Genomic DNA, 22,485 nt, shown 5'->3' with positions numbered 1-22,485 from the left:
GGCAAGTGGCCTGCACACACGGGCCAATCAACGATCAGTCCGGCAGGCCAATGACCGCCCTTCCCGTCACCCTCGACCGCGCCGCTCCCGGCTCGCTCGGCGTCCAGCTCTCGGGCCGGATCCGCGACCTCGTCCTCGCCGGCACCCTCGCCCGCGGCGACCGGCTCCCGAGCAGCCGCGCCCTCGCCGCCGACCTCGGCGTGAGTCGGTCGGTCGTCGAGCACGCCTACGAGCAGCTCCTCGCCGAGGGCTGGCTCGAGGGGCGCCGGGGCGCGGGCACCTTCGTCGCCGCCGGCGCCGCGAGTGCCGCCGCCCCCACCCGACCCCGCCCCGGGCGGGCGACCGCCGAGCTGGTCCGGCTCGACGCCGGCACCCCCTGGATCGACCCCCGGCACGCCGCCGGCTGGCGGCGGGCGTGGCGCGAGGTCTCCACCGCGCGGCCTCCGCGCGGGTACGACGACCCGCGCGGTCTCCCGGAGCTGCGGACCCTGCTGGCCGACCGGCTCGCCCGGCTGCGCGGGCTGGCGGTCGACCCGGACGAGGTGGTCGTCACCGCCGGCACCACCGACGGTCTTCGGCACCTGCTCACCGTGCTGCCGGCCGGGGCGGTCGCCCTCGAGGACCCCGGCTACCGGGCCGCCGTCGAGACCGTCCGGGGCCTGGGCCGCGAGGTCCGCGACCTCCCGGCCGACGGCCCGGCGGTCGACCTCCACGGCTGCGCGGCGGCGTACGTCACCCCCGCCCACCAGCACCCCCTCGGCCGCGTGCTGCCGGCTGCCGAGCGGCTCGCGCTCCTCGCCCGGGCGGCGGAGGCGGGTGCGGTGGTGGTCGAGGACGACTACGACTCGGAGTTCCGCTACGACGTCGCCCCGGTGCCCGCGCTCGCCAGCCTGGACCGCTCCCGGGTCGCCTACCTCGGCACCGCCGCCAAGGCCGTCGCGCCGTCGCTGCGGCTCGGCTGGCTGGTCCCGCCACCAGAGCGGCTCGACCCGCTCAACGCCCGCCGCCTGGTCACCCACGAGGGCGCCCCCTGGCCGGTCCAGCGTGCCTTCCTGACCCTGCTGCGCGACGGCTACGTCGACAAGGTCGTCCGCACCGCGCGCCGGGTCTACGCCGACCGAGCGCCCCGGGTGGCGGCCGCGCTCGCGCCGTACGCCGAGCTGGCGGGGCCGCTCGCGGGGATGTACTCGACCTGGCTGCTCCCCCAGCCCGACGCGCGGCGCGCGCAGGCGGCGGCCCGGTCGGCGGGCTTCGAGGTCAACCTGCTCAGCGACTACTGCCGGTCGGCGTCGCTGACCGGCCTGGTGGTCGGCTTCGGCGGCGTGACCGACGCGGAGCTCGACCGCGCCCTGGCCGCGCTGACCTCAGTCCTCTGACGGCGGCTCGACGATCCGGTCGAAGGCCGCGTACGCCGCGGCCCGCTCCCGCTCGATCTTGCGACCGAGCAGGTCCGCGGAGCCCCAGAGCAGCGCGAAGATGATGCCGAGGACGAACATCATCGGGATCACGAAGCCCAGCCCGATGGCCGCGCCCTGGATCACCCAGCCGGCGGCGTAGGCCCACTCGCGGCGCAGCATCCCGGCGAGCAGCAGGCAGGCCACGCAGAGGCCGAGCCCGATGCACAGCGCGGTCGCGGTGTCGACGTCGGCGATGGAGATCATGACCGGGGTGGTCAGGCCGAGGGTGATCGCCTCGAGGCTGAGCACGGCCGCGCACATGCCGCGGCGCGGCGACCGCTCCCGCTCCGCGCTGTCAGTGGCGCTCATCGGCGGCCCTCCCGCACGAGCAGGCTGCGGGCCTCGCCGACGGTGACGACCGAGCCGGTCACCAGCACCGCGCCGGAGCCCAGCGGGTCACCGAAGGCCTCGCCGGCCTCGGCCAGCGCCGCGGCCTGGTCGATCGCGTCGGAGAGCCGCGGCGCGACCGTGACCCGGTCCTCGCCGAAGATCTCGCGCGCCGCCTCGGCCAGCCGGTCGGCAGGCATCGCGCGGTCGGTGGAGTTCTGCGAGCAGATGAGGTGGGCGAGGTGCGGCTCGAGCGCGGCGAGCAGCCCGTCGGCGTCCTTGTCGGCCATCACCCCGATGACGCCGATCAGCGGGCTGAAGGTGAAGGAGTCCTCCAGTGCGGCGCCGAGCGCCTCGGCGCCGGCCGGGTTGTGCGCGGCGTCGAGGACGATCGTCGGGCTGCGCCGCACGATCTCGAGGCGCCCGGGCGAGGTCACCTCGGCGAAGGCCTGCCGGACGACGTCCTCGTCGAGGGCCGCGTCTCCCGCGAACGCCTCGACGGCGGCCAGCGCGACCGCGGCGTTCTGGGCCTGGTGGGCGCCGTAGAGCGGCAGGAAGACGTCGTCGTACCGCGCCCGCAGGCCCTGGAGCGACACGACCTGGCCGCCGACCGCGGGCGTCCGCGAGACGACCCCGAACTCCAGGCCCTCCCGCGCCACGGTCGCGCCGACCTCGGTGGCCCGGGCGAGCAGCACCTCCGCGACCTCGGGGGTCTGCTGGGCGAGCACGGCGATCGAGCCGGGCTTGATGATCCCGGACTTCTCGACGGCGATCGCGGCCGGCGTCTCGCCGAGGTACTGCGCGTGGTCGACCGCGATCGGCAGCACCACCGCGACCGCCGCGTCGGCGACGTTGGTGGCGTCCCAGGCGCCGCCCATGCCCACCTCGACGACGGCGACGTCGACCGGAGCGTCGGCGAACGCGGCGTACGCCATCCCGACGACGGTCTCGAAGAAGGAGAGCGGGTGCGGCTGGTCCGCGTCGACGAGGTGGGTGTAGGGCGCGACGTCGTTGAACGCGCGCACGAACGCCTCGTCGGACAGCGGCTCGCCGTCGACGGAGATCCGCTCGGTCATCCGCTCGACGTGCGGGCTGGTGAAGCGGCCGGTGCGCAGATCGAGCGCGCGCAGGAGGGTGTCGATCATCCGCGACGTGGAGGTCTTGCCGTTGGTGCCGGTCAGGTGGATGACCGGGTAGGCGCGCTGCGGGTCACCGAGCAGCTCGGTGAAGGCCTGGATGCGGTCGAGCGAGGGCTCGAGCTTGGTCTCCGGCCAGCGGGACAGCAGCGCGTCCTCGACCTCCTCGAAGGTCTCGGCCAGGCGGGGTGCGTCGGCGTCGTGCGTGGTGTCGCTCATCGGGGTCGAGTCTAGGGATCGACGACAGCCCGCACGGAATCGGAACCTGACAACCTTCTGCCCGACCCACCTCGTCGGGAAGGGTGGAGGTGCCGATGAGCGAGGTGCGTGTGGCGGAGCAGGCGGCGGTGACGGGCTTCGAGGAGTTCGTCGCGGCCCGCTCGACCGCGCTGTGGCGCAGCGCCTACCTGCTCACCGGCGACCCGCACCGGGCCGAGGACCTGCTGCAGACCGCGCTCGTGAAGGCCTGGCGGCGCTGGGACCGGATCAGCCGCAAGGAGGCGGTCGAGGCGTATGTGCGGGCAGCGATGGTCACCACCTACACCGACTGGTGGCGGCGCCGGTGGAACGGCGAGGTCCCGACCGGGGAGCTGCCCGAGACGCCGGTGGCCGCCGGCTCGCCGGAGGTACGCCGCGACGTGCTGGTCGCCCTCGCGCAGCTGCCGCGCGGCCAGCGCGCCGTCGTGGTGCTCCGCTTCTTCGACGACCTGACCGAGGCGCAGACCGCGGCCGCCCTCGGCGTCAGCGTCGGCACGGTCAAGAGCCAGACCTCCCGTGCCCTCGTCACCCTCCGCACCTCACCGCTCTTCTCGACCTACTCCAGTGACGGAGATGAGTCATGACCGACACCGACCTTCTCCGCGGACTGCTCGAGCAGGCCGCTCCCGACCGCCCCGACCTCGACGCGCCGTCGCGGGCAGCGGCGGTGGCCCGCCGTGGCCGCAACGTCCGGGTCCGCGACCGGGCGCTGGTCGCCGTGGCCGCCGTCTCGGTGGTGGCCGTCGTCGTCGCCGTCCGCGGCGTCCCGGGCGGCGACGACGGCCCGGACCGGGTCACGCCCGCGCCCCCGGTGGTCCAGGCGGAGCCGTGCCCGGCCCAGCCGGTCGACGTGTCGACGCCGATGGGGGTGCTCGACCTGGAGGACGTCGTCGCGGTGCGCGCCTGCCCGGCACAGGACGCGCAGGGCGACCCGTTGCCGACGGAGGCACTCGTCGGCGACGCCGCAGCCGCGTTCGCCGAGGACGTCGAGGCGCTCCCGGCCTACGAGATGCCCAGCCAGTGCGCGGTGATGAACCTGGCGCCGCAGCCGTGGGCGCTCCAGGTGCAGACCGGCGATGGGACGACGTACGTCGTCGGGAGCACCCTGCGCTCCTGTTCCTCACTGGCCATCGGCGGTGTCGAGCGCGGCGACGGCGCGGTGGTCGCGGCGTTCGAGGGCAACCTGGACCGCCAGCAGTCCGGTGCGCCCGGCCCGCTGTCGTGCACGGCCGGCGAGCAGCTCTACGAAGGCCCCCGGACCGGGACGTGGAACGCGTCGTTCGCCCCGGCCACCGCCACAGCAGGCATCGTGTGCTTCCGCCCGGACCCCAACGGTTCGCGGGAGTACGTCAGGTGGGTGGGCACGCTCACCGACGACCAGCTCGCCACCATCCGCGAGGACCTGGCGGCGCACCTCGATTCGACCCCGCCGGACGGCACGTGCACCGACACCGGTCCGCAACGGCTGCTGGTCCTCGAGAACGCCGAGGGCGACCGCGCGGCCTACATCGATGGCAGCTGCACGGGGACGTTCGGGAGCGCCCGCGGCTACTGGAAGCCCAGCGCGGCCTCGGAGGACGCGATCGCCGCGGCCCTCGGCGGCCGGCTCAACCGATGACCTGGTTGACCATGTCGGTCACGGGCCGGTAGCCGATCGCCTCGTAGACCCGGTTGGAGACCGGGTTGGCCTGGTCGGTGAAGAGGCAGCAGCGGACGTCCCGGTCGACGTACGACTGCGAGATCTCGGCGACGGCGCGGCTCGCGTAGCCCCGTCCCCTCTGCTCGCGGGGCGTGTAGACCGGGCCGATCCGGGTGACGCCGTTGGCGGGGAGGTTGGCGCCGGTCAGGTGCATGGGCTCGCCGCGCTCGTCCTCCCAGAGCCAGATCACCTCGTCGCGGATCCGGACCAGCATGTCCTCGAGCGTGAAGGACTCGCCGAGCCCGTGGACCCCGGTGCGGCCCGCCTGCTCGGCCGCGGCGGCCTCGAACGCGAGGAACCACGCCAGGCACAGCTCGCCGTCCGCCTCGGTCGCCAGGCGGAGCCGGCCCGCCGGCGCCGGCGGCATCAGCAGCTCGCCGAGCTCGTGCAGCCGGAGGTGCTCGTGGACGCTGACCGCTCCCCGGCTCAGCCGGGCCGTCTCCTCGGCGAGGACCCGGGCGGTCGGCAGCGCGCCGTTGACCCCGCCGAGCCGCTCACCGCGCTCGTGCAGGAGCCGGGCGAGCGCGACGGCGTCGTCGTCCGGCATCGGCAGCACGTACGCCGGGTGGGGCGCGAACGGCGCGGTCCGCATCGCGACCCCCGTGACCGCACCGTCGTCGTCCCGCGCGAGGGCCCACCAGCGGTACGGCAGGTCGGTGTACCGGCCCGGCTCCTCACGTGCCATCCGGGCGGTGACCGACGCGATCACCGTGGTCAGGACCGGGTCCGCGGCAAGGTGGTCGGCGGCCGCGTCGAGGAAGGCGGCCGGGTCGTCGGTGAGCTCGATGGACATGACCGAAGTGAGCCACCCGGGTGCCCGTCGTCACAACCGGTTTCGGCGTGGGAGCGTGCGCGCCCTAGGATTTCAGGCATGACCGAGACGCAGACACCAGCCCCGGAGACGACCAGCGCCGATCGACGCGCTGTCGTCGTACCGGAGAAGCCTGCGCTCGAGGGCCTCGAGGCCACCTGGAGCGAGCGCTGGAAGGCGCAGGACACCTACGCCTTCGACCGCACCCGGTCGCGCGAGGACGTCTACTCCATCGACACCCCGCCGCCGACCGTGAGCGGCAGCCTGCACGTCGGCCACGTGTTCTCCTACACCCACACCGACCTCATCGCCCGCTTCCAGCGGATGCGCGGCAAGTCCGTCTTCTACCCGATGGGCTGGGACGACAACGGCCTCCCGACCGAGCGCCGGGTGCAGAACTACTTCGGCGTGCGCTGCGACCCGTCGCTGCCGTACGACGCCGACTTCACGCCCCCGGAGAAGCCGGACCCGAAGAAGCAGATCCCGATCAGCCGCCCCAACTTCATCGAGCTGTGCGAGCGGCTGGTCGTCGAGGACGAGCAGGTCTTCGAGTCGCTGTGGCGCACCCTCGGCCTCTCGGTCGACTGGAAGCAGCACTACACGACGATCGGCCCGAAGGCGCAGGTCGTCAGCCAGCGCGCGTTCCTGCGCAACTTCGCCCGCGGCGAGGCCTACCTCCAGGAGGCGCCGACCCTCTGGGACGTCACCTTCCAGACCGCGGTGGCGCAGGCCGAGCTCGAGGCGCGCGAGTACGCCGGCGCCTACCACCGGGTGGCCTTCCACCAGGCCGACGGCACTCCGGTCTACATCGAGACCACCCGTCCCGAGCTGATCCCGTCGGTCGTCGCGCTGATCGCGCACCCCGACGACGAGCGCTACCAGCCGCTCTTCGGCACCACGGTGAGCTCCCCGATCTTCGGCGTCGAGATCCCGGTGCTCGCCCACCCGGCCGCCGAGATGGACAAGGGCGCCGGCATCGCCATGTGCTGCACCTTCGGTGACCTCACCGACGTCACCTGGTGGCGCGAGCTCGACCTGCCGGTCCGCACGCTGATCGGCCGCGACGGCCGGATGTCCCGCGAGACCCCCGAGTGGCTGGCGCACGAGCCCGCAGCCTCGGCGTACGAGGAGCTCCAGGGCAAGACCGCCTTCTCCGCCCGCGAGGCCGTGGTCGCCAAGCTGCGCGAGACCGGCGACCTGGACGGCGAGCCGAAGCCGACCCAGCGGATGGCGAACTTCTACGAGAAGGGCGACAAGCCGCTCGAGATCGTCTCCACCCGCCAGTGGTACATCCGCAACGGGGGCCGCGACGCCGGCCTGCGCACCGAGATGCTCGACCGCGGCCGTGAGATGACCTGGGTGCCGCCGTACATGCAGCACCGCTACGACAACTGGGTCGGCGGCCTCAACGGCGACTGGCTGATCTCCCGCCAGCGGTTCTTCGGCATCCCCTTCCCGGTCTGGTACCCCCTCGACGCCGACGGCGAGCCCGACTACGACCACCCGCTGCTGCCGACCGAGGCGGAGCTGCCGATCGACCCGTCCACGGACGCGCCGCGCGGCTACACCGAGGACCAGCGCGGCCAGGCCGGCGGCTTCATCGGCGACCCGGACGTGATGGACACCTGGGCGACCTCGTCGCTGACCCCGCAGATCGCCGGCGGCTGGGAGTCCGACCCCGACCTCTTCGAGCGGGTCTTCCCAATGGACCTGTGCACCCAGGCCCACGACATCATCCGCACCTGGCTCTTCTCCCGCGTGGTGCGCGCCCACTTCGAGAACGGCGTCGTGCCGTGGCACCACGCCCTCGTCTCCGGCTTCGTGGTCGACCCCGACCGCAAGAAGATGTCGAAGTCCAAGGGCAACGTGGTCGTCCCGACCGAGATCCTCGACAAGTTCGGCGCCGACGCGGTCCGCTGGCGCGCGGCGATGGCCCGCCCCGGCCTGGACTCGCCCTTCGACGAGAGCCAGATGAAGGTGGGCCGCCGGCTGGCGATGAAGGTCCTCAACGCCTCCAAGTTCGTCCTCGGCGGCGTCGGCGCGACCGGGGTCAACCCGTTCGAGGTCGCCGAGCCCGTCGACTGCGCGCTGCTCGGCCGCCTCGCCCAGGTCGTCACCACGGCCACCGACGCGTTCGAGGCCTACGACTACACCACCGCGCTCGAGACCGCCGAGAAGTTCTTCTGGGAGTTCTGCGACGACTACCTCGAGCTGGTCAAGGAGCGCGCGTACGACGAGCAGGGTGGCGCCGCCACCGTCTCGGCGAAGGCGACCCTCGCGATCGCGCTCGACGTCCAGCTGCGGCTGCTCGCGCCGTTCCTGCCCTACGTGACCGAGGAGGTCTGGTCGTGGTGGCAGGAGGGTTCGATCCACACCTCGGCCTGGCCGACCCCGGCCGAGCTCGGCTCCGCCGCGGCCACGGACGCCTCGACCCTGGAGGCGGTCGCGGCCGCGCTGGTCGGGATCCGCGGTGCCAAGTCGACCGCGAAGGTCTCGATGCGCGCGGAGCTGTCGCGGGTCGAGATCAGCGGGCCGGAGGCGCTGGTCCGCGCGGCCGAGCTGGCTGCGGACGACCTGCGCAAGACCGGCAAGATCACCGGGGACCTCGTCTTCACCGCCGTGGACGGTGCGACCGAGCTCAGCGTGTCGGCTGAGCTTGCTCCCACGGAGGAGTGATCCCGGCGCCCTGCGCCAGGTCCTGAACGGCGCGGAGCAGCTGCTCGGCCGCCGCGCGCCAGTCCTCGGACGTCGCGTGCGACCACGGACGGGCGTGCCCGTTCTCGTCCTCGCCGTGGTCGCCGCCCTGGTCCTCGCCCTGGTCCCCACCCTGGTCGTGGCCCTGGTCGTGGCCCTGGTCGTGGCCCTGGTCGCTGCCACCCTCGGCGTGACCGGGGCTGACGCCGTCGTTCCCCTGGCCCTGCTGGCCGAGGTGCAGGCCCTGGTCCTGGTGCCCGGCCGGCGACGCCTGCTCGTGCGCCGGCGCGTGGTGGTCGACGTGCGCCGGCGTGGCGGGCGACCTGGTGGGCTCCCCCGACGCGGTCGCGGGGGCGGAGCTCGAGGTCGTGCTCGAGGTCGTGCTCGGGTCGGTGCTCGGGTCGGCGCTCGACGGCGCGGCCGGCTCGACGACGGGGGCGTCGTGCGCGGTGCGCGCCTGCTGCGGCGCCCGCTCGACCGGGTCGACGACCTCTCCGGCGATCACCCGCATCGGGCGCGCCACGACACCGAGGGCGTCGGTCCGCATCGCGTGGGCGATCATGCCCGTGCACGCGAGCAGCACGACCACCGCCGCGATCAGCGGCCGACGATGCTCCGGCTTCATCAACAACGGTCCTCCCGAGACGGCGTCGGGCCAGCCCGTGGCTGACCCTTCGAGAGGGAGTGTTACGGGTGGGACGCGGGCTCGACAAAACCCTGGCCCAGAGATGACCCGAATGGACTAGGCGGACTGGTCCGCGCGGGCTACGGGTCGGCGTCGCCGACCGGTCAGGCGGACTTCTTCTTCGCCTCGGCCTTGCGCGGCACCAGGGTCGGGGCGACCTCGTCGGCGACGACCTCACCGGTGACGATGACCTTGCCGATGTCGCCCCGGGACGGCACGTCGTACATGACGTGGAGGAGGACCTCCTCGATGATCGCGCGCAGGCCGCGGGCGCCGGTGCCCCGCTCCATGGCCTTGTCGGCGATGGCCTGGACGGCCTCCTCGGTGAACTCCAGCTCGACGCCGTCGAGCTCGAAGAGCTTCTGGTACTGCTTGACCAGCGCGTTGCGCGGCTCGGTGAGGATCTGGACCAGGGCTTCCTGGTCGAGCTTGCTCACGCTCGCGATCAGCGGCAGGCGGCCGATGAACTCGGGGATCAGGCCGAACTTGGTGAGGTCCTCGGGGCGCACCTGCGCGAGGAGGTCCTCGGCCTCCTTCTCGGCCTGGCCGCGCACCTCGGCGGTGAAGCCGAGGGTCTTCTTGCCGACCCGCTGCTCGACGATGTGCTCGAGGCCCGCGAAGGCACCACCCACGATGAAGAGGATGTTGGTGGTGTCGATCTGGATGAACTCCTGGTGGGGGTGCTTGCGGCCCCCCTGCGGCGGCACCGAGGCGGTGGTGCCCTCGATGATCTTCAGCAGCGCCTGCTGGACGCCCTCGCCGGAGACGTCGCGCGTGATCGAGGGGTTCTCCGCCTTGCGGGCCACCTTGTCGATCTCGTCGATGTAGATGATGCCGGTCTCGGCCTTCTTGACGTCGTAGTCGGCGGCCTGGATCAGCTTGAGGAGGATGTTCTCGACGTCCTCACCGACGTAGCCGGCCTCGGTGAGGGCGGTGGCGTCGGCGATCGCGAACGGCACGTTGAGCATCCGCGCCAGGGTCTGGGCGAGGTAGGTCTTGCCGCAGCCGGTGGGACCGATCACCAGGATGTTGGACTTGGCGACCTCGACGACCTCGTCCTTGCTGTGCTTGCCCGGACCGGACGCGGAGCCCGGCTGGAGGCCGGCCTGGACGCGCTTGTAGTGGTTGTAGACCGCGACGGCGAGCGACTTCTTCGCCTGCTCCTGGCCGATCACGTAGGAGTTGAGGAACTCGAAGATCTCGCGCGGCTTGGGCAGCTCGTCGAGGCTGACCTCGGTGCCCTCGCTGAGCTCCTCCTCGATGATCTCGTTGCAGAGGTCGATGCACTCGTCACAGATGTAGACACCCGGGCCTGCGATGAGCTTCTTCACCTGCTTCTGGCTCTTTCCGCAGAAGGAGCACTTGAGCAGGTCGCCTCCGTCACCGATGCGTGCCACGGGCGGTCATCCTCCGGTCGAGTCGATCCAGGTACTGGTCGGATCTGGTCTATCTGGGTAGCTCGGGGGCGGTGAGGCCCTCGGAAGACGGTACCCCGAGCCGCCCCCGTTGGGGGGCCGGACACGGGGAACCCGTCGTCATGGGGCTCAGGCGAGCGCCGGGGCGCCCTTCCGCGACTCGATCACGGCGTCGATGAGGCCGTACTCGACGGCCTGCTCGGCGGTGAGGATCTTGTCGCGCTCGATGTCGCGGCTGACCTGCTCGAGGTCGCGGCCGCTGTGGTCGCTGATCATCTTCTCCAGCAGCTCCCGCATCCGCAGGATCTCGTTGGCCTGGATCTCGATGTCCGAGGTCTGGCCGAACGTGCCCTCGGTGTAGGGCTGGTGGATCAGGATCCGGCTGTTGGGCAGCGCCAGGCGCTTGCCGCGGCTGCCGGCGCCGAGCAGGATCGCCGCCGCCGACGCGGCCTGGCCGATGCACACGGTCTGCACGTCGGGCTTGATGAAGTTCATCGTGTCGTAGATCGCGGTCAGCGCGGTGAACGAGCCGCCCGGGCTGTTGATGTAGATCTGGATGTCCTGGTCGGGGTTCATCGACTCCAGGCACATCAGCTGCGCGATGACGGCGTTGGCGACGTCGTCGGAGATCGGGGTGCCGAGGTAGATGATGCGGTCCTCGAACAGCTTGGCGTAGGGGTCGATGCGGCGGAAGCCGTACGACGTGCGCTCTTCCCACTGCGGGATGTAGTAGTTCATGACGGTCCTTCAGTTCTTGTGGGCCGGGCGGCCGTCGTCGGCGGCCTCGCGGGCGCTCTTGATGACCTGGTCGACCAGGCCGTACTCCAGGGCCTGGTCGGCGGTGAACCAGCGGTCGCGGTCGGCGTCCATCTCCACCTGCTCGCGGCTCTGGCCGGTGTGCTCGGCGATGAGGTCGAGGAGCACCTGCTTGATGTGCAGCGACTGCTGCGCCTGGATCTTGATGTCGGAGGCCGAGCCACCCATGCCGGAGGACGGCTGGTGCATCATGATCCGCGCGTGCGGCAGTGCGTAGCGCTTGCCCTTGGTGCCCGCGCAGAGCAGGAACTGGCCCATCGAGGCCGCCAGGCCCATGCCCACGGTGGCGACGTCGTTGGGGATGTAGTTCATCGTGTCGTAGATCGCCATGCCTGCGTCCACCGAGCCACCGGGGCTGTTGATGTGGAGGAAGATGTCGGCCTCGGGGTCCTCGGCCGAGAGCAGCAGCAGCTGGGCGCAGATCGCGTTGGCGTTCTGGTCGCGCACCTCGGAGCCGAGGAACACGATGCGCTCACGCAGCAGGCGCTGGTAGATGTGGTCGTCGAGCACGTTCATCCCGCCACCGCCGTTGAGCTGCGGCGCGTGCTGGGTCGAGTACTTGGTCACGGGAGCGACCCTAGCCGCATCGGCGGACAGTTCCACGCCGAAGTCCCGCCTGTTCGCCGACAGCGGATTTCAGGCCCGGGTCTCCTGCTCGACCGCCGCGCACAGCCGGGCGACCGTCTGGGCCATCCCCGCCTCGAGCTCGTCGGCGTGGCCCGCCGAGCCGCCGAGGAAGAGCGGCGCGAAGACCTTCGACAGGCCCGTGATGCCACGCGGGACCGGGCGGCGGTGGACCACCCGGGTGCCGCCGCCGGCGGCCGGCTCGAGCTCCCAGATCCACCGGGCGCCGCTCGAGCGGGTGTCCCAGGTCAGCCGCCGCAGCGGCTCGACCTCCGCCACCACGCTCCGGGTCGGCCACACCACGGCCTTGCGCCGGTTGATGCCGAGGTACCACTGCCCCACCCGCAGGCCGCCCGGCTTGAGCGGCACCATCCGGACCAGCTCGGGGCTCCAGTCGCGCATCCGCGGCAGGTCGGTCAGCAGTGCCCACACCCGGTCCGGCGGCGCTGCGACGTCGGCCTCGGCGCGCAGCTCGCGATCGGCACTCCCGCCCGTCGGGGTGGTCATGCCAGCCACTCTTCCAGAGCGCGGTGCACCTCGGGGTGGTTGAGCAGGCCGAAGTGGTCGGTGCGGCCGAGGTGCAGCACGGTGCCGTCCGGGAAGAGGCCCTCGCCGTACGCCGACCGGACCCGCACCAGCAGGTCGCCGACGACGTGGCCGACGGGGTGTCGGGCCCGGGTGGTCACGGTCGCGGCGACGAGCCGGTAGCGCGCGTGCGGCAGCGGCGGCACGTCCGCGGCGAGCCCCTCGACGAGGTCGTGGACACCGACCGATCGCCAGTCCAGGATCCGGCCGAACGCCGCGGTCTCCGGCAGGCGGGCGAGCCCGCGGCTGCCGTGGCCGAGGCCGCGGGCGATGGGCGCGCCCAGGTGCGGGGTGCCGAGGGTGACGACGTCGGAGACGAGGTCGGTCCAGGGCGCGTCGGCATCGGTGCCGACGGCGCCGGCGGCCCGGAGGATCAGGCCGCCCATCGAGTGACCGACCAGCGCGATCCGGGTGACCGGGACGGGCCAGGCGTCGACGAGGTCCTGCACGAGCGCGGAGAGCGCCACTCCGTTGGGTCGCAGGCCGAGGCCGGTGTTGGCGCGCAGGAAGACCGGCGTCCAGCCGCGCCCGGCGAGCGCCTCGCCGTACGTCGGGCCGGGGCCGCGGTCCCAGTAGGACTCGGTCTCGCACAGCCCGTGCAGGAAGATCGCGACCCGCCCGGTCGCGTCGGGGAACGTCGCCGCGAGGTCGCCGGTGCCGACGTCGCGCCCGTGGCGGCGGACCGCCATCTCGATCGCCATCCGCGGCCGGGTCTGCGCGAGCCGGTCGCCGATCAGGCCGTTGACGGCGGAGCTGACGAACCGCCCCCGCGGCCCGTCCTCCAGCCGCGGACCGAGCCCGGTCTCGCCGACGGCCGCCAGGCCGGCCGACGCCGCCCTCAGCCCGAGCCCGGCGCCGGCGTACGCCGCGCGGGTCACCGCGCTGCCCGGGTAGCCGCCGAGCCGGTCCGTCCACGCGTCGTGGGTGTCCCGCACGCTGCGCAGCACCAGCTCGTCGGCCACCTCGGCCAGCAGCGAGAACGCGTCCGCGTACGTCGGTCCGCTCGTCATGGGATCAGCCTACCCATTTCAGTGGACGACCGTGCACTCACTGGCGCCGGGTTTCCCCGGCTGCCCGGGGAAACCCGCCGACATGCCGGTACGAGCACGGCGTGTTGGCAGGTTTCGGCTGACGACCCCGGCTCCGCACCGACATGACGAAGGCCCGCCCCGGAGACCGGGACGGGCCGACGTACGACGTGCGGGTGGAGCCGCGGGATCAGGCCTCGGCCTTCTCCTCGTCCGACTCCTCGGCCTCGACCTCGGCCTCGACAGCGGCCTCGTCCTCGGGCTCGCCGATGGAGCCGTCGGGGCGGAGGTTCTTCAGCTCGACGACGTTGCCGGAGGCGTCCTTGACCACGGCGGCCTCGACGATGCGGGCCAGCGCCTTGCCGCGCAGGATCTCCTGCACCAGCTCGGGGATGTGGTTGTGCTCGAACATGTGGTTCGCGAACTCCTGCGGGTCCTGGCCGGACTGCTGGGCGCGGCGCACGAGGTGCTCGGAGAGCTCCTGCTGCTCGATGCCGAACTCCTCGGTCTTCGCGATCTCGTCCAGGATGAACTGCGCGGCGACGGCGTCGCGGACCCGGCGCTCGAGGTCGGCCTCGAACTCCTCGACGGTCTGGCCCTCGTCCTCGAGGTACTTGTCCATCGTGATGCCGGCGTAGGCGAGCTGCTGCTCGATGCTGGAGCGACGGGCGTTGAGCTCGTCGGTCACGATCGTCTCGGGGAGGGGGATCTCGACGCGCTCGAGCAGCTGCTCGAGGACGGCGTCGCGGGCGGCGGCCGCCTGCTCGAGGCGACGGCCGCGGCCGAGGCGCTCGCGCACGTCGTCCTGGAGCTCGGCGACGGTGTCGAACTCGGAGGCCATCTGGGCGAACTCGTCGTCCAGCTCCGGGAGCTCCTGCTCCTGGACCTGCGAGACGGTGACCGCGACCTCGACGTCCTCGCCGACCAGGTCGCCGCCGACGAGCTGCGAGGTGAAGGTCTTCTCCTCGCCTGCCGCCATACCGGCGAGGGCCTCGTCGAGGCCGTCGAGCATGCCGCCGCGGCCGATCCGGTAGGACATGCCGCTGACCTCGGCGCCCTCGACGACCTCGCCGTCCTTGGTCGCCTTGAGGTCGATGACGACGAAGTCGCCGTCGACGGCCGGGCGCTCGACGTCGATCAGGGTGGCGAACCGCTCGCGCAGCGCCTCGACCTGCTCGGCGACGTCCTCGTCGCTCAGCGCGATGTCGTCGACCTGCGCCTCGACGCCGTCGTACGACGGGAGGGTGATCTCCGGGCGGATGTCGACCTCGGCGGTGAACTCGAGCGCCTCGTTGTCCTCGAACTTCGTGACCTCGATCTCGGGCTGGGCGAGCGGGGTCAGCTCGTTGGCCTGCAGCGCCTCGACGTACTTCTCCGGCACCACCTCGTTGATCGCCTGGTCGAGGACGGCACCGCGGCCGACCTGCCGGTCGATGACGGCCGGCGGGACCTTGCCGCGGCGGAAGCCGGGCACGTTGATCTGCTGGGCGATCGTCTTGTACGCCTTGTCGAGGCTCGGCTTGAGCTCCTCGAAGGGCACCTCGACGGTCAGCTTGGCCCGGGTCGGGCTCAAGGTCTCGACGGCGCTCTTCACAGGTCTTCTCCTACTTTTCGATGACACGTTTCGATGGCTGGTGCTGCGGGGGGGTGCTGCGTGGTTCGTACGTCGGGGCGACAGGACTCGAACCTGCGATCTCCTGCTCCCAAAGCAGGCGCGCTAGCCACTACGCTACGCCCCGCCAAGTGGGCCACCTCCCGCGCCGGAGCGCGGGCGGTCCCTGCTTGGAGCGGATGACGGGAATCGAACCCGCGTAATCAGTTTGGAAGACTGAGGCTCTACCATTGAGCTACATCCGCGCGCTCTCGTACGCGGTGGGCACACCTCGTCAGAGCGGGTGCAATCGTGCCACACCCCGCCGCTCGCGCCCCAACCGGCAGCCGCCCGCGGACTAGGCCCGGCGACGGTGGACGAGCACCAGCGCGCGGTCGTCGTTGTGGGAGCCGAGGGCGTCGACGAGCCGGTCGGCCCCGCCCTCGAACTCCCCGCGCAGCAGCTGGTCCGCCTGGCCGAGCATCCGGTCGATCCCGAGCTCGACGTCCCGGGCGCGGGTCTCCACCATCCCGTCGGTGTAGAGGAGCAGGGCGTCACCGGGGCGGAGCACACCGGCGACGACGGTGAAGTCGGCGTCCTCGATCAGGCCGAGGATCGGGCCCTCCGCCTGGTGCACCGTCCAGCGGCCCGAGCCGGCCTCGAGCTGCGCGGCCGGCGGGTGACCGGCGTTGCGCACCTCGAACTCGCCGGTCGTGGGGTCCAGCGACAGGTGGACGGCGGTCGCGAAGCCCTCGTCCCAGTTCTGCCGCAGGAGGTAGTCGTTGGCGGCGGCCAGGAAGTCCCCCGGCGGGAGCGCGCCGAGGAGACCGCCGAAGGCCCCGGAGAGCTGCAGCGCGCGGGTGCCGGCCTGCTCGCCCTTGCCGGACACGTCGACGACGACCAGCTCGAGCCGCCCGGTACGCCGCGGCCGCGTGGAGACCACGAAGTCGCCCGCGAACGGCGTGCCGCCGGCCGAGCGCAGCGCGGACTCGAGCAGCCAGCCGCCCGGGAGGTCGGTCGCCGTGCCCTGGCTGAGGATCCGATCGCGCAGGTCGACCAGCATCGACTCGCCGAGCACCCCGGCGACGCCGAGCTGCGAGCGCCGGAACGAGGTCACCAGCACGATGAAGCAGAGCAGGTAGAGGATCGTGATCGCGAGCACGGTGCGTGGCGACAGGGACGGCTGCCGCGCGATCGCCAGCATCAGCGCCAGCATCACGGCGACCACGAACCACGGCAGCTGGCGCGGCCCGAGCAGCAGGCTGCCGAGGAGCAGCGGCACGATCAGGCCGGTCAGCGGCGCCGTACCGGGCCAGATCAGCAGGAGCGCCGTGATCGCCAGCGTGAGGGCGAGAAGCCAGGTGAGCGTGCGGTTGCGGCGTGGCACGACCTCCGAGAGCCGGGCGGGCCAAGCCGTCATCGTCGTCCGTCCTCGCGCTGGGGTTGCCCGAGTGTAGTGGTCACGCTGCGGCTCGGGAACGGAACTTGCGCTGGCAGCGCGGGCACCAGAAGAGGTTGCGCCCTTGCAGCTCGGCGGTCCTCACGAGGGTGCCGCACACGTGGCAGGGCTGGCCGTTGCGGCGGTAGACGTAGACCTCGCCGCCGTGGTCGTCGCGGCGAGGGGGCCGGCCCATCGCCTCGGGGGTGTGCTCGGGACGGACCGTGTCGATCCTCCCGGTGCGCACGCCCTCGTGCATCAGCTCGACCAGGTCGGCCCACATTCCGTCCCACTGGCCGCGGCGCAGGGTGTTGCCCGGGCGGTAGGGGTCGAGGCGGTGCCGGAAGAGCAGCTCGGCCCGGTAGACGTTGCCGACCCCGGCGAGCACCGACTGGTCCATCAGCAGGCCGCCGATCGGTGCGCGGCTGCGGCGGATCCGCTCCCACGCGACCGACGGGTCGGCGTCGTCGCGCAGCGGGTCCGGGCCGGAGCGCGCGATGATCGCGTCCCGCTCCGCCTCGGTCAGCAGCTCGCAGGCCGTGGCACCGCGCAGGTCGGCGTACGCGTGCCACTCCCGCTCGTCGGCGACCAGCCGCATCCGCACCTGGCCGACCGCGGCCGGCACCTCCGGCACCCCGGCGTGCACGTCGAGCTTGCCGTAGAGACCGAGGTGGACGTGGACGTAGCGGTCGTCGGGGAACGAGACGAAGAGGTGCTTGCCCCACGCCTCGGCACGCAGCAGCAGCTGGCCGTCGATGAGGGCGGCGGAGTCGGCGAAGCGGCCCTGGGGGCTTCCCACCCGGACGACCCGGCCCGCGAACGTCGCGGTCAGCTCCTCGGCGAGGCGGTGGAGGGTGTGCCCCTCAGGCATCGGCCGGCGACTCGGCGGGGCGCGGGGGCAGCGGAGGCAGCTCGCCGGTCTGCTCGTACGCCGAGAGCTCGCCGATCCGGCGCACGTGACGCTCGGCCTCGGTGAACGGCTCGGCCAGGAAGAGCTCCACGAAGCGGGTCATGTCCTCGAGGCTGTGCATCCGGCCGCCGACGGCGACCACGTTGGCGTCGTTGTGCTGGCGGCCGAGCAGGGCGGTCTCCTCCGACCACGCGAGCGCGCAGCGGATGCCCTTCACCTTGTTGGCGGCCATCTGCTCGCCGTTGCCGGAGCCGCCGATGACGACGCCGAGGCTGTCCTTGCCCTCGGCCCGCTCGGCGGCGACGCCCTCGGCCGCGCGCAGGCAGAAGACGGGGTAGTCGTCCTCGGCGTCGTACCAGAACGGGCCGTGGTCGACGGGCTCGTAGCCGTGCTCGGTCAGCCAGCCGATCAGGTGGTCCTTGAGGTCGAGTCCGGCATGGTCGCAACCGAGGTGCACGCGCATGGCGACCATCCTGTCAGGAGGTCCGGACGGTCAGGAGTGCTGGGTGAGGAACCCGGCGACCTGGCGCATCAGCGGCTCGGCGGCCGGGAAGACGCGCGGGTGCCGCCAGAAGCCGTGCACCTGGCCGAGGTAGCGGGTCGCGGTGACCTCGACGCCGAGGCCGGCGAGCCGGCGGGCCAGCTCCTCGCCCTCACCGTGCAGCGGGTCGTGCTCGGCGGTGACGACGAGCGTCGGCGGCAGGGTGCCGAGCCGGTCGGAGCGCAGCGGCGCGAGGTCGGGGTGGTCGAGGTCGGCCGGGGTCGCGGCGTACTGCTGCCAGTACCAGGCGGCCTCACGCGGGTCGAAGCCGTCGGCGGCGGTGCGGTAGGACTCGAAGCCGGCGGTCGGGTCGAGGAACGGGTAGATCAGCACGACCGCGGCGAACCGGCCGGGATCGCGCAGCGCGGCGACCAGCGCCAGGTTGCCGCCGGCGCTGTCGCCGTGGGCGACCAGCGGGCCGCCGAGGGTGCGCTCCGCCCAGGCGCCCGCGGTCGACACGTCGTCGGGCGCGGCCGGGAAGCGGTGCTCGGGCGGGCGGCGGTAGTCGACGCTGAGCACCGCGAGGCCGCTGCGGTTGGCCAGCCGGCGCACGGTCGCGTCGTGGACGTCGACGTCGTTGAAGACGAAGCCGCCGCCGTGGGCGTGCACCACCACGCCCGGGCGCGCGCCGGCGGGCACGTAGAGGCGGCACGGGACGCCGTCGGCGTCGATGTCGCGCACCTCCGCCACGTCCTCGCGCGGCTCGGCGGCCGCGGTCAGCCGGGCGGCCTCGCGTGCGGCAGTCACGTCGACCTCCCAGACGGGCGGCTCCCCGGCGTACGCCTCGACGGCGCGGCGCGCCTCGGGGAAGAGCATCAGAAGCCGACGCGGCGGCCCGGAGCGTCGCTCCGCACCGCCTCGCCCTTCTGCTGGGCCGTCGCCTTGAGCTCGGCCTGGAAGGCGGTCATCCGCTCCAGCAGCGCCGGCTCGGTGGCGCCGAGGATGCGGACGGCGAGCAGGCCGGCGTTGCGGGCGCCGCCCACGGCGACGGTCGCGACCGGGACCCCGGCCGGCATCTGGACGATGGAGAGCAGGGAGTCCATGCCGTCGAGGTACTTCAGCGGGACGGGTACGCCGATCACCGGGAGCGGCGTCACCGCGGCCAGCATGCCGGGGAGGTGGGCCGCTCCCCCGGCGCCGGCGATGATCACCTGGAGGCCGCGGCCGGCGGCGTCGCGGCCGTAGGCGAGCATCTCCTCGGGCATCCGGTGGGCGGAGACCACGTCGGCCTCGTAGGCGATGTCGAACTCCGCCAGCGCCTCGGCGGCCGGCTTCATCACCGGCCAGTCGGAGTCCGACCCCATCACGATGCCGACGCGTGCGCTCATTGGACTACTCACTCTCGTTTCCCAGGTCGCCACGGAACCACGCGGCGGCGTGCCGCGCGCGCTCCAGGCAGTCGTCGAGGTCGTCGCCGTAGGCGTTGACGTGGCCGACCTTGCGGCCCGGCCGCAGGTCCTTGCCGTAGAGGTGCACGCGCAGGAAGGGGTCGCGCGCCATCGCGTGGGGGTAGCCGTCGTACAGGCGCCCCACCGGCTGTCCGTCCGGGCGGTCCGGCCCGCCGAGGATGTTGACCATCACGGTCCAGCGGGCGCGCGGCGCCGGCGAGCCGAGCGGCAGGTCGAGGACCGCGCGCAGGTGGTTCTCGAACTGCGAGGTGACCGCGCCGTCCTGGGTCCAGTGGCCGGTGTTGTGGGGGCGCATCGCGAGCTCGTTGACGAGGATCCGGCCGTCGGTGGTCTCGAAGAGCTCGACCGCGAGCATGCCGGTCACGCCGAGCTCCCCCGCGACCCGCAGGGCGATGGCCTGGGCCTCACCGGCGAGCGCCGGGTCGAGGTCCGGCGCCGGGGCGATCACCTCGTGGCAGATGCCGTCGAGCTGGGTCGAGGCGACGACGGGGTACGCCGCGGCCTGGCCGCTCGGCGAGCGCGCCACCATCGCCGAGAGCTCCCTGCGGAAGTCCACGAGCTCCTCGGCGAGGATCCGGACACCGGCGGCCTCGGCCGTCGCGAGCGGCTCGGCGACGTCGTCGACCGACCGGACGACCCAGACGCCCTTGCCGTCGTACCCGCCCCGGGTGGTCTTGAGGACGCACGGGAAGCCGAAGGCCTCGACGTCGGCCGGGGTCGCGACGATGGCGTTGCGCGGGCACGGGATGCCGAGCTCGGCGAGCCGCTCCCGCATGACGCCCTTGTCCTGGGCGTGCACGAGCGCCTCGGGCCCCGGCCGCACGGCGACGCCGTCCTCTTCGAGCGCGTGGAGGTGCTCGGTCGGGACGTGCTCGTGGTCGAAGGTGACCACGGGGCAGCCGTCGACCACGGCCCGCAGGGTCGCGAGGTCGCGGTAGTCGCCGACGAGCTGGTCGGGGATCACCTGGGCGGCGGAGACGCCCTCGGCCTCGGCGAGCAGCCGGAGCGGCAGCCCGAGCGCGGCGGCGGGCTCGGCCATCATCCGGGCCAGCTGGCCGCCACCGATCACGGCGAGGGTCGGAGCTTCAGGCACGCGCCAAGACTAGGGGCCCGTCAAGCGCCGGGGTCCGGCGCCCGCAGGTCGGCGGTCTCGAAGCGCAGGCCCTGCCCGCGGATGGTGGTGATCAGGTGCGGGTGCCGGCTGTCGTCACCGAGCTTGCGGCGGACCCAGCCGAGGTGCACGTCGATGGTCTTCGAGGACGTCCAGAAGGTGGTGTTCCAGACGTCGCGCATGAGCTCCTCCCGGCTGACGATCTGACCCGCCCGCGCCATCAGCGCGTGCACGAGGTCGAACTCCTTGCGCGACAGGACGACCTCCTCGTCGCCCCGCCAGGTCCGTCGCGTCTCCGGATCGAGTCGGATCCCTTGCACCTCGATCATGGAGTCACGTTAGGAACGTGACGCAGGTCACGACAGTCCTTTGCGCGCGTTTGAGCAAAATCGGGGGTGAGTGGTCGGGACCGGCCTTGACAGCCCTGCCCGATCCGGCCTCAGGTCCGACGTACGGCGACCGGCTCGACGATCCCGAAGCCGCGGACCGGCCGGGCGGGCAGCCGCCGGGTCTCGAACTGGTCCGCCGGGAGGAGCTGCGCGGTGGCCGCGTCGATGATGATGCGGTTGCGACGGGCGACCGCGGTCAGGCGGGCGGCGAGGTTGACCGGCGGGCCGAAGACGTCGCCGAGACGCATCACCACCGAGCCGCTCGCGAGCCCGAGCCGGACGTCCGGCATCCGGGGGTCGCGGCCGACCACGTTGATGATCCCCTCGGCGATCGCGTAGGCGCCGACCGGGTCGTCGCTGACGAAGAGCACCGAGTCGCCGATGCTCTTGATCACCCGCCCACGCTGGGTCGCGACGACGTCGGCGCAGCGCGACTCGAAGAGCTCGACGAGGTCGCCGATCCGGTCCTCCGCCAGCGTGTTGGACAACGCGGTGAAGCTGACGATGTCGGCGAACCCGACGGTCAGCGGCACGGTGTTGAGGTCGTCCTCGTTGGCGCGCAGCGCCTCCACCCGGGCGACCGCGGCCGCGAGGTGACGGCGCCACACGTAGATGAGGAGGTCCTCGAAGGGACCGTTCATCTCGCCGATGAGCCGGAGTGCGGACCCGGTCCGACCGGCCTCGGTGTCGCCCCCGCTCGCGGCGTCGTCGGCCATCTCGTCGACGCGGTGGAGCAGCGTCGAGACCTCCCAGTCGGCGAGCCGGGCCATCGTCTGCCCGACCGCGCGGGTGAGGTTGACGCCCAGGTCGAAGTCGATCATCCCGGAGCGGACGACGCCGACCAGCGTCGCGAGCGCCTCGGTGTCGGCGTCGGTGTAGGCCGCCTCGAGGCCGTGCTCGGGGAAGCCGAGCGCGCGCCAGAGCCGGCGCGCCTCGTCGATCGTCACGCCCGTGCGCTCGACGACGTCCTGGGCGTTGAACGCCGGCGTCTGCCCGAGGATGGCGCGCTCGAGGTCGTCGGGGCCCGGGAGGTCGCCGGCGGGCCCGTCCTCGACCGGGTCAGACCCCGTCATTGCCACCCGAGCGGTCGTGGATCTGCTGGAGCAGGGCGTTGACCTTCCGCTGCGTCTCCTCGACGTGCGGGATGTCGTGCAGCTTGATCGTGCCGTGCGTGCTGGCGTCGGAGATCAGCAGCGTGCCGCAGCCGAGCATCCGGTCGATCGGGCCGAACTCGTAGGCGATGTCGCTGATCCGCGCCAGCGGCATGTCGTGGCCGCGGCGGACGATGACGCCGCTGCGGGTGATCAGCCGACGGTCGGTGAAGGTGTAGGTCGCCGTCATCCAGATGACCAGCGGCCGCAGGACGTACCAGACGACCAGCACCGCGACGACCGCCCAGACGACCCAGGCGAGGGTCTGGTTCCACTGGACCTGCACGTAGGTCGCGACGGCGAGCAGCACGACCAGCACGATGAGCGGCCAGATGATCGCCTTGACGTGCGTGCGGGTGTCGACGACGACGTTCTCCCCGTCGTTGAGGAGGCTGCGCGAGATGGCCACG

At 72.7% G+C, this 22,485-nt stretch carries 23 protein-coding genes and 2 tRNA genes; 4 read left to right on the top strand and 21 right to left on the bottom strand.

Going from position 1 to position 22,485, the window contains the following annotated elements; genetic code table 11:
* The first annotated feature begins 50 nt into the window (after positions 1-50).
* Positions 51-1,376, top strand: coding sequence for a MocR-like pyridoxine biosynthesis transcription factor PdxR (gene pdxR / locus K8U61_RS22285; RefSeq protein ID WP_224125210.1), 1,326 nt, complete (start codon positions 51-53; stop codon positions 1,374-1,376).
* Here pdxR and K8U61_RS22280 read toward each other — a convergent pair.
* Together K8U61_RS22280 and folC are read right to left on the bottom strand one after the other, a co-directional pair.
* Positions 1,365-1,766 (bottom strand): DUF4233 domain-containing protein, encoded by a 402-nt coding sequence (locus K8U61_RS22280; protein ID WP_224125209.1) that lies wholly within the window; start codon positions 1,764-1,766, stop codon positions 1,365-1,367. The two genes, pdxR and K8U61_RS22280, sit on opposite strands and share 12 nt — an antisense overlap.
* The gene (gene folC / locus K8U61_RS22275) at positions 1,763-3,139 is read right to left on the bottom strand and encodes a bifunctional tetrahydrofolate synthase/dihydrofolate synthase (protein WP_224125208.1); all 1,377 of its coding nucleotides are present in this window, start codon (positions 3,137-3,139) and stop codon (positions 1,763-1,765) included. Before folC ends, K8U61_RS22280 begins: the two co-directional genes overlap by 4 nt.
* A gap of 95 nt (positions 3,140-3,234) precedes the next feature.
* Between folC and K8U61_RS22270 the strand changes: the two genes are divergently transcribed.
* Both K8U61_RS22270 and K8U61_RS22265 read left to right on the top strand, forming a co-directional pair.
* On the top strand, positions 3,235-3,762 hold the full coding sequence (locus tag K8U61_RS22270) for a SigE family RNA polymerase sigma factor (protein ID WP_224125207.1): 528 nt from the start codon (positions 3,235-3,237) through the stop codon (positions 3,760-3,762).
* Complete coding sequence (locus K8U61_RS22265; RefSeq protein ID WP_224125206.1) at positions 3,759-4,796, top strand: hypothetical protein; 1,038 nt, start codon at positions 3,759-3,761, stop codon at positions 4,794-4,796. Before K8U61_RS22270 ends, K8U61_RS22265 begins: the two co-directional genes overlap by 4 nt.
* On the opposite strand, the gene K8U61_RS22260 is transcribed toward K8U61_RS22265, so the two are convergent.
* Positions 4,786-5,670, bottom strand: coding sequence for a GNAT family N-acetyltransferase (locus tag K8U61_RS22260; protein WP_224125205.1), 885 nt, complete (start codon positions 5,668-5,670; stop codon positions 4,786-4,788). The genes K8U61_RS22265 and K8U61_RS22260 overlap by 11 nt on opposite strands.
* Before the next feature lie 78 nt (positions 5,671-5,748).
* Between K8U61_RS22260 and valS the strand changes: the two genes are divergently transcribed.
* Positions 5,749-8,364, top strand: a complete 2,616-nt coding sequence (gene valS / locus K8U61_RS22255) for a valine--tRNA ligase (RefSeq protein WP_224125204.1) — start codon at positions 5,749-5,751, stop codon at positions 8,362-8,364.
* Here the strand turns inward: valS and K8U61_RS22250 are convergent.
* From K8U61_RS22250 to K8U61_RS25605, 18 genes are all read right to left on the bottom strand, one after another.
* Complete coding sequence (locus tag K8U61_RS22250) at positions 8,327-9,007, bottom strand: hypothetical protein (RefSeq protein WP_224125203.1); 681 nt, start codon at positions 9,005-9,007, stop codon at positions 8,327-8,329. The two genes, valS and K8U61_RS22250, sit on opposite strands and share 38 nt — an antisense overlap.
* A gap of 164 nt (positions 9,008-9,171) precedes the next feature.
* The gene (clpX, locus tag K8U61_RS22245; protein WP_224125202.1) at positions 9,172-10,464 is read right to left on the bottom strand and encodes an ATP-dependent Clp protease ATP-binding subunit ClpX; all 1,293 of its coding nucleotides are present in this window, start codon (positions 10,462-10,464) and stop codon (positions 9,172-9,174) included.
* Between the two features lie 147 nt (positions 10,465-10,611).
* The gene (locus K8U61_RS22240; RefSeq protein ID WP_224125201.1) at positions 10,612-11,220 is read right to left on the bottom strand and encodes an ATP-dependent Clp protease proteolytic subunit; all 609 of its coding nucleotides are present in this window, start codon (positions 11,218-11,220) and stop codon (positions 10,612-10,614) included.
* A 9-nt stretch (positions 11,221-11,229) separates the two neighbouring features.
* Complete coding sequence (locus K8U61_RS22235; RefSeq protein WP_224125226.1) at positions 11,230-11,814, bottom strand: ATP-dependent Clp protease proteolytic subunit; 585 nt, start codon at positions 11,812-11,814, stop codon at positions 11,230-11,232.
* A 120-nt stretch (positions 11,815-11,934) separates the two neighbouring features.
* Complete coding sequence (locus tag K8U61_RS22230) at positions 11,935-12,429, bottom strand: SRPBCC family protein (protein WP_224125200.1); 495 nt, start codon at positions 12,427-12,429, stop codon at positions 11,935-11,937.
* Positions 12,426-13,517 (bottom strand): lipase family alpha/beta hydrolase, encoded by a 1,092-nt coding sequence (locus tag K8U61_RS22225; protein ID WP_224125199.1) that lies wholly within the window; start codon positions 13,515-13,517, stop codon positions 12,426-12,428. The genes K8U61_RS22230 and K8U61_RS22225 overlap by 4 nt, the downstream gene beginning before the upstream one ends.
* A 208-nt stretch (positions 13,518-13,725) precedes the next feature.
* Complete coding sequence (gene tig, locus K8U61_RS22220; protein WP_224125198.1) at positions 13,726-15,129, bottom strand: trigger factor; 1,404 nt, start codon at positions 15,127-15,129, stop codon at positions 13,726-13,728.
* Positions 15,130-15,201: 72 nt separating this feature from the next.
* Positions 15,202-15,274 (bottom strand) — tRNA-Pro (locus K8U61_RS22215).
* A 44-nt stretch (positions 15,275-15,318) separates the two neighbouring features.
* A tRNA-Gly gene (locus K8U61_RS22210) sits at positions 15,319-15,392 on the bottom strand.
* Between the two features lie 92 nt (positions 15,393-15,484).
* Positions 15,485-16,546, bottom strand: coding sequence for a PP2C family protein-serine/threonine phosphatase (locus tag K8U61_RS22205; RefSeq protein WP_224125197.1), 1,062 nt, complete (start codon positions 16,544-16,546; stop codon positions 15,485-15,487).
* A gap of 40 nt (positions 16,547-16,586) precedes the next feature.
* Positions 16,587-17,435, bottom strand: a complete 849-nt coding sequence (locus K8U61_RS22200) for an Fpg/Nei family DNA glycosylase (protein ID WP_224125196.1) — start codon at positions 17,433-17,435, stop codon at positions 16,587-16,589.
* A complete protein-coding gene (locus K8U61_RS22195; RefSeq protein ID WP_224125195.1) occupies positions 17,428-17,937 on the bottom strand; it encodes a ribose-5-phosphate isomerase in 510 nt (169 codons plus the stop codon). The genes K8U61_RS22200 and K8U61_RS22195 overlap by 8 nt, the downstream gene beginning before the upstream one ends.
* 30 nt (positions 17,938-17,967) lie before the next feature.
* The gene (locus K8U61_RS22190; RefSeq protein ID WP_224125194.1) at positions 17,968-18,831 is read right to left on the bottom strand and encodes an alpha/beta hydrolase; all 864 of its coding nucleotides are present in this window, start codon (positions 18,829-18,831) and stop codon (positions 17,968-17,970) included.
* Positions 18,831-19,343: a 5-(carboxyamino)imidazole ribonucleotide mutase gene (gene purE / locus K8U61_RS22185; RefSeq protein WP_224125193.1), complete on the bottom strand. Its 513-nt coding sequence runs from the start codon at positions 19,341-19,343 to the stop codon at positions 18,831-18,833. Before purE ends, K8U61_RS22190 begins: the two co-directional genes overlap by 1 nt.
* 4 nt (positions 19,344-19,347) lie before the next feature.
* On the bottom strand, positions 19,348-20,517 hold the full coding sequence (locus K8U61_RS22180) for a 5-(carboxyamino)imidazole ribonucleotide synthase (protein ID WP_224125192.1): 1,170 nt from the start codon (positions 20,515-20,517) through the stop codon (positions 19,348-19,350).
* A 20-nt stretch (positions 20,518-20,537) separates the two neighbouring features.
* Entirely contained in the window at positions 20,538-20,864 is a 327-nt protein-coding gene (locus K8U61_RS22175) for a winged helix-turn-helix domain-containing protein (RefSeq protein WP_224125191.1), read from the bottom strand.
* 110 nt (positions 20,865-20,974) lie between these two features.
* Complete coding sequence (locus tag K8U61_RS22170) at positions 20,975-21,997, bottom strand: adenylate/guanylate cyclase domain-containing protein (RefSeq protein ID WP_224125190.1); 1,023 nt, start codon at positions 21,995-21,997, stop codon at positions 20,975-20,977.
* Positions 21,984-22,484, bottom strand: a complete 501-nt coding sequence (locus K8U61_RS25605; protein WP_224125189.1) for a PH domain-containing protein — start codon at positions 22,482-22,484, stop codon at positions 21,984-21,986. Before K8U61_RS25605 ends, K8U61_RS22170 begins: the two co-directional genes overlap by 14 nt.
* Between the last annotated feature and the right edge of the window lies 1 nt (position 22,485).

The organism is Nocardioides mangrovi (assembly GCF_020073815.1).
GTDB classification, from domain to species: domain Bacteria; phylum Actinomycetota; class Actinomycetes; order Propionibacteriales; family Nocardioidaceae; genus Nocardioides; species Nocardioides mangrovi.
The sequence above is the reverse complement of the archived record's forward strand: the minus strand, read 5'-3'. Positions and strand labels throughout refer to the sequence as shown.